Genomic DNA, 6,176 nt, shown 5'->3' on the forward strand with positions numbered 1-6,176 from the left:
GTTGAAATCCCTGTATTTACTCTGGATAAGGAAGGTTTGTTGCAATTAATTTATTCACTTGCAGGATTTAAAGATATCACCATAGAAAACCATTCTGATTTTAACAGGCGTTTTAACCTAAGTGGAGAAAATGAAAATGCTATTCTAAAACTCTTCACAGATGAAATGGTGTTGTTTCTTGAAAGCCATCCATATTATCATATTGAATCTAATGGTTCTTCTTTACTCATTTTAAAAAAAGAACGCCTGCTGGGTGTTCAGGAAATTAAAAGAATGATTTATTTTGGGCAACAGCTGCATAATCTGGTACAGCATAAAAAGATTTCTTCTTGATTGTTAAAAACTACTAATATTGAGGATTTTCATTAGAGCTTTCGTTATTTTGCATCCGACTCAGAATTCATGAATGATCTTATATCCCATTGAAACCGGAAACTTTAAATTAGACGGAGGCGCAATGTTTGGCGTAGTGCCTAAATCATTGTGGAACAAAACCAATCCGGCAGATAGCAATAATATGATAGATATTGCAGCCAGAAGCCTTCTTATAGAAGATGGAAACCGGCTCATTCTTATTGATACCGGTTTAGGGAACAAACAATCCGATAAATTTTTTAGCTATTACTACAGATGGGGAAATAATTCCCTGGATGCTTCCCTTAAAAAAGCAGGGTTTAAGCGGGATGATATTACAGATGTGTTTCTAACGCACCTTCATTTTGATCATTGTGGCGGGAGCGTCCAATGGAATAAGGATCACACAGGCTATGAGCCTGCCTTTAAAAATGCGCATTTCTGGACCAACAAAGATCACTGGAATTGGGCCACCCATCCCAATCCCCGGGAAAAAGCTTCTTTTCTTAAAGAAAATCTATTCCCAATGGAAGAAAGCGGCCAGCTAAATTTTATAGATCGTACAGAACATACATTTGTTAAAAACTCGGAGCTGGGGTTCGGAATTTTATTCGCAGACGGGCATACAGATAAACAGATGCTGCCCCATATCTCATATAAAGGAAAGACCCTGGTTTTTATGGCAGATTTAATCCCTACAGTAGGTCATATTCCCGTGCCATATATTATGGGGTATGATACCAGACCCCTCTTAACTCTTACGGAAAAGGCAGCTTTTTTAAACACAGCGGCAGACAATAATTTTTATTTGTTCATGGAACACGATGCCCATAATGAAATATGCAACGTAACACATACCGAAAAGGGGGTTAGACTTAATGAAAGTTTTACATTTAATGAGATCTTTAATTAATATACTAATTGGTTTGTTTTTTATTTTTACACTTTGTTGCTGTAAAGATGAGACGCAGCAAAGCGAAGATTTTACTGCGGAAAATGCTTTCACTTCAGGTATTGAAGGGCCTGCCGTAAACGGAAACGGAGAACTTTTTGCAGTAAATTTTGCGAACGAGGGCACCATTGGTAAAGTAAATAAGGCTGGGGAAGGTGAAATTTATGTTAGTTTACCGGAAGGGAGTATCGGCAATGGCATACGTTTTGATCTTGATGGAAATATGTTTATTGCAGATTATTTGGGTCATAAGGTTTACAAAATTAAAAAAGGCACAAAAACCCCTGAAGTATGGGCGCAGGATTCAACTATGAATCAACCCAATGACCTCGCCATTGGTCCCGGAGGGGTATTATACCTCAGTGATCCTAATTGGGCGGAGAGTACGGGCAAACTTTGGATGGTTACTCCCGAAAGGGAAATTTTATTATTGGAAGAAGGAATGGGAACCACCAATGGAATAGAAGTAAGTCCGGACGGTAAAACCCTCTATGTGAATGAATCTGTACAAAGGGTAATTTGGAAATATGATATTCAGGAAAATGGAACGCCAAACAACAAAAAGAAACTTATAAGCTTTACTGATTTTGGACTGGATGGAATGCGATGTGATATTCAGGGAAATCTTTATCTCACACGTTATGACAAAGGCACAGTAGCGATTATCTCCCCCTCCGGGGAGATTCTGAAAGAGGTGGTTTTAAAGGGAAAGAAACCCTCTAACATTGCCTTTGGCGGGGAAGACGGACTTAATTGCTATGTTACAATGGCAGACAGAGGTTGTATTGAAACATTTGTAGCTTTGTCGCCCGGAAGTTATTATTCAAAAATGCATTACTAAATCTAAATTTAATATGACTCTTAAACATTTAAAATTGGCCTTTTATGCCATTCTTACATTATCTCTGGCAGGCTGCGGCAGCACAAACCTGGTATTGACCCCCTTGGAAAAAATTGATACAGTCCCTCTTAAAGTTTCTGAACTCACAGATGAAGAGAATAAATCCTGGGGGCACGCAGATTTAATTTCAGATACCATCCCGGGTATCAGCCTAAACAAAGCTTATACTGATATTATTAAAAATAAAAAAGGAAAAAAAGTAATCGTAGCCGTACTGGATGCAGGCATTGACCTGGGGCATGAAGATCTTGTTGATGTTATCTGGACCAATAAAAAGGAACGCCCCGGTAATGGTCTGGACGATGATAACAATGGTTATATAGATGATATTCATGGATATAATTTTTTAGGTGAGGCTTATAATGAACAAATGGAATATGCAAGGATCCTAAGGCTTAATAAGGGTGACCGTTTTGTTCAGGAAAAAGCAAAATTAGAGCTACAAAAAGAAGTTTCCACATACACACAAAACAAGCAACAATATGAACAGATCTTAAGTGTTGTAAAAAATGCGGATAATGCGATAAAGAAATACCTGGGTAAAGATTTCTATACCAAAAAGGATGTAATTGCTATAAAAACAGAAGATCAGGCTTTAGCTCAAAATGTGTCGGTAATCAGACAAATGTATAGTATTAGTGACAGCATCCCTGATGTAATTAAAGAGTTTACTGAAGGAATCACTTATTTCACAGAGCGATTAAATTATCATTTTAATAAAGATTTTGACGGCAGGAAAATAGTAGGGGACGATCCTTATGACCTAATGGATTTGGGGTATGGTAACGGAAACCCTAAAAACAGGGTAAAAGATGAAAGTCATGGAACACACGTCGCCGGGATTATTGCCGCCGAACGCAACAACGGCTTAGGTGTAAATGGTGTTGCAAATAATGTTGAGATAATGAGCATTAGGGCTGTGCCCAACGGCGATGAATACGATAAGGATATTGCCTTAGGTATCCGTTATGCAGTGGATAATGGTGCGACTATTATCAATGCAAGTTTTGGTAAATCGTATTCCCTGAATTCTGATTGGGTTTATGACGCTTTAAAATACGCTGCGGAGAATGATGTGCTCTTTGTTCATGGGTCAGGAAATGATGGCCTTGACATGGATGATTCTAACAATCTTGGATATCCAAATGACCATGATGGTAAAGGAAAAATCGAATTTGTAGATAACTTCATCTCAGTAGGTGCCTTAACTAAGGAATACGGTTCAGAAATGGTTGCGTCTTATTCTAACTATGGAAAAGTTAATGTTGATGTATTTGCTCCTGGAAGCCATATTTACTCAACAATGCCAGGAAACAATTACGAGTTTCAGGATGGTACATCAATGGCCGCTCCAATGGTTACGGGAATCGCAGCATTAATTCGCTCCTATTACCCAAAACTTAAGGCTGCTGATGTAAAACGTATCTTAATTGAATCTGGCTTGAGTTCCAGTTCTTCAGTTATTTTGTCGGGGAATACTGAAAAAACCAAACCTTTTGACCAGGTTTCTAAATCAGGAAAGATGGTCAATGCCTATAATGCATTAATCATGGCGAGTAACATGTCTAAAAACTTATAAATTTAAATTATATGGTTTTAAAGAATAAATATCCCAAATTAATTTTTGTCTTGTTAGGCTTTGTAATGGGTCTCCATGCACAGAAAAATCATCTCTCCTGGCAACAACATGTTGACTACAAGATGGAAGTGTTCATGGATGTTGAAAATTATCAATATACCGGCACGCAAAGTCTGGTTTACACAAACAATTCCCCCGATGATTTAAATCGCGTATATTTTCATATGTACTTTAATGCATTTCAGCCGGGGAGCGAAATGGATATTAGATTGCAAAATATCCAGGATCCTGATGGGAGAATGTTTACAAACGGCCAAAGTAGGATTGCTAGTCTTAATACGGATGAAATTGGTTATTTAAGGGCTTCTTCCCTAACTCAGGACGGTGAAGATGTTTCTTTCAGTCTTGAAGGAACCATTCTGGAAGTGAGTTTGGCAAAACCAATTCCCTCTGGAGGTAAAAGTAGATTTGATATGAAATTTCAGGGGCAGGTTCCTATACAAATAAGACGTTCAGGAAGGAATAATTCTGAAGGTGTTGCGCTATCCATGAGCCAGTGGTATCCTAAATTAGCCGAATATGATTTTGAAGGCTGGCATGCAGACCCATATATAGGCAGGGAGTTTCACGGAGTCTGGGGCGATTTTGATGTTAAACTCACGCTGGATAAAAATTACGTTGTAGGAGGAAGTGGCTATTTACAAAATCCTCAGGAAATTGGTCATGGCTATGAAACGCCGGGAACTAAAGTGAAAAAATCCAGGGGCAAAACGCTTACCTGGCACTTTAAAGCTCCTATGGTGCACGATTTTATGTGGGCTGCAGACCCTGAATATATCCATGATTCATTAAAGATGGATAACGGGCCTACATTACATTTCTTTTATAAGAACAAACCAGAGCTTCTTGAAAATTGGAAAAATTTACAACCAAAGACTGCAGAAGCCATGGCCTTTTTCAATAAAAATATTGGCACTTACCCCTATGATCAATATTCAGTAGTACAAGGGGGAGATGGCGGCATGGAGTATGCTATGAGTACACTTATTACGGGAGAACGTAAATTTGAAAGCCTTGTAGGTGTTATGATTCATGAATTAGCACATTCCTGGTTTCAACACGTATTGGCAACCAATGAATTAAAACACGCGTGGATGGACGAAGGATTTACTCAATTTATTTCTAGTTTATGCATGAATGAGGTGATGAAACAGGAGAAAGACAATCCGTTTGAACGCACCTATAACAGCTATATTTCTTTAGTACAATCAGGGAAAGAACAACCTCAGACAACGCATTCAGACAGATACAGGTTTAATTCAGCCTATGGTATTTCTGCTTATAATAAAGGATCTATATTTTTATCCCAATTAGGATATGTTATAGGACAGGATAAGTTAATGGAATCACTTAGGTCTTACTATGATAATTTTAAGTTTAAACATCCTATCCCAAATGATATCAAAAGAACGGCTGAAAAGGTGTCTGGTATAGAGTTAGACTGGTATCTTATAGATTGGACAGAAACCACAAATACTATTGATTATGGAATAAAAGAAGTACAAGCTGAAGGTAATAAAACCAGGATAGTCTTAGAAAGAAAAGGCCTTATGCCAATGCCAATTGATATTCTGCTGGTTTATGAAGACGGAACGAGAGAAACTTTTTATACTCCATTACGCATTATGAGAGGGCAAAAAGATAACCCTTACCCTTCTATTAAGAGAACAGTTTTACCAGATTGGCCCTGGGCTTATCCTACTTTGGAATTTGTTATTGATAAGCCCGTTAGTTCCATCAGAGCCGCGGTAATTGACCCGTCACAGCTCATGGCTGATATTAACCTTGAAAACAATATTTGGCAAGCTTCGGAGTAAGTGGGGTTACCTGGCAGGAGGATACTTCTAAAAAATATTTAGTTTTTATACCAAAAGGTGTCTTTGTACATTTCATTTTTTGCGGTCCGCTCCCGGTTATTTAAAAGTAAATGTGTTTCGTCGACCATTCTGTTCCTATAACCTAAAAGGTGAAAAAACGGTTTATTAAAGAACCTGGCTATTTTTAAATTTACCTTAAGCTTATCACGAGCCTCATTTGACCATGAAACTCCCGGAAGTAATGCCAGAAAAGAATCAAATTTTATTCTGCGTAAAAATGCCGAAAATGACAATATCCATCCGGGTATTTTGCGAATAAGAAAAAACCCTTCTTCCCCCTGAACCTGATAGAGAGGCATAAAAACTATAGTGTCTTTATATGCGGTAATCTCTTCTCCATTATAATTGGCCATTGCCCTGCCCTTCCGCAATTTATCAAAACTGCGAAAGCCGGGTAACATCTCAAAGTTATCAGACTCAGTAATGCAATGTCTGTGAATTACTTCATAGAAA

General features: G+C 38.0%; 4 protein-coding genes and 2 pseudogenes. 5 read left to right on the forward strand and 1 reads right to left on the reverse strand.

Annotated elements, in window-relative coordinates:
• From WBN20_RS12720 to WBN20_RS12740, 5 genes and pseudogenes are all read left to right on the forward strand, one after another.
• Positions 1–333: pseudogene (locus tag WBN20_RS12720) on the forward strand (SulP family inorganic anion transporter); the annotation flags it as partial.
• A gap of 73 nt (positions 334–406) precedes the next feature.
• On the forward strand, positions 407–1,267 hold the full coding sequence (locus tag WBN20_RS12725) for an MBL fold metallo-hydrolase (protein WP_424281960.1): 861 nt from the start codon (positions 407–409) through the stop codon (positions 1,265–1,267).
• Positions 1,251–2,147: an SMP-30/gluconolactonase/LRE family protein gene (locus WBN20_RS12730; protein ID WP_424281961.1), complete on the forward strand. Its 897-nt coding sequence runs from the start codon at positions 1,251–1,253 to the stop codon at positions 2,145–2,147. The genes WBN20_RS12725 and WBN20_RS12730 overlap by 17 nt, the downstream gene beginning before the upstream one ends.
• Before the next feature lie 13 nt (positions 2,148–2,160).
• Complete coding sequence (locus tag WBN20_RS12735) at positions 2,161–3,786, forward strand: S8 family peptidase (protein ID WP_424281962.1); 1,626 nt, start codon at positions 2,161–2,163, stop codon at positions 3,784–3,786.
• An 11-nt stretch (positions 3,787–3,797) separates the two neighbouring features.
• Positions 3,798–5,663, forward strand: a complete 1,866-nt coding sequence (locus WBN20_RS12740) for a M1 family metallopeptidase (RefSeq protein WP_424281963.1) — start codon at positions 3,798–3,800, stop codon at positions 5,661–5,663.
• Between the two features lie 38 nt (positions 5,664–5,701).
• Here the strand turns inward: WBN20_RS12740 and WBN20_RS12745 are convergent.
• A pseudogene (locus WBN20_RS12745) lies at positions 5,702–6,176 on the reverse strand (aspartoacylase); the annotation flags it as partial.

The organism is Eudoraea sp., from assembly GCF_049665975.1.
Lineage (GTDB): Bacteria > Bacteroidota > Bacteroidia > Flavobacteriales > Flavobacteriaceae > Eudoraea.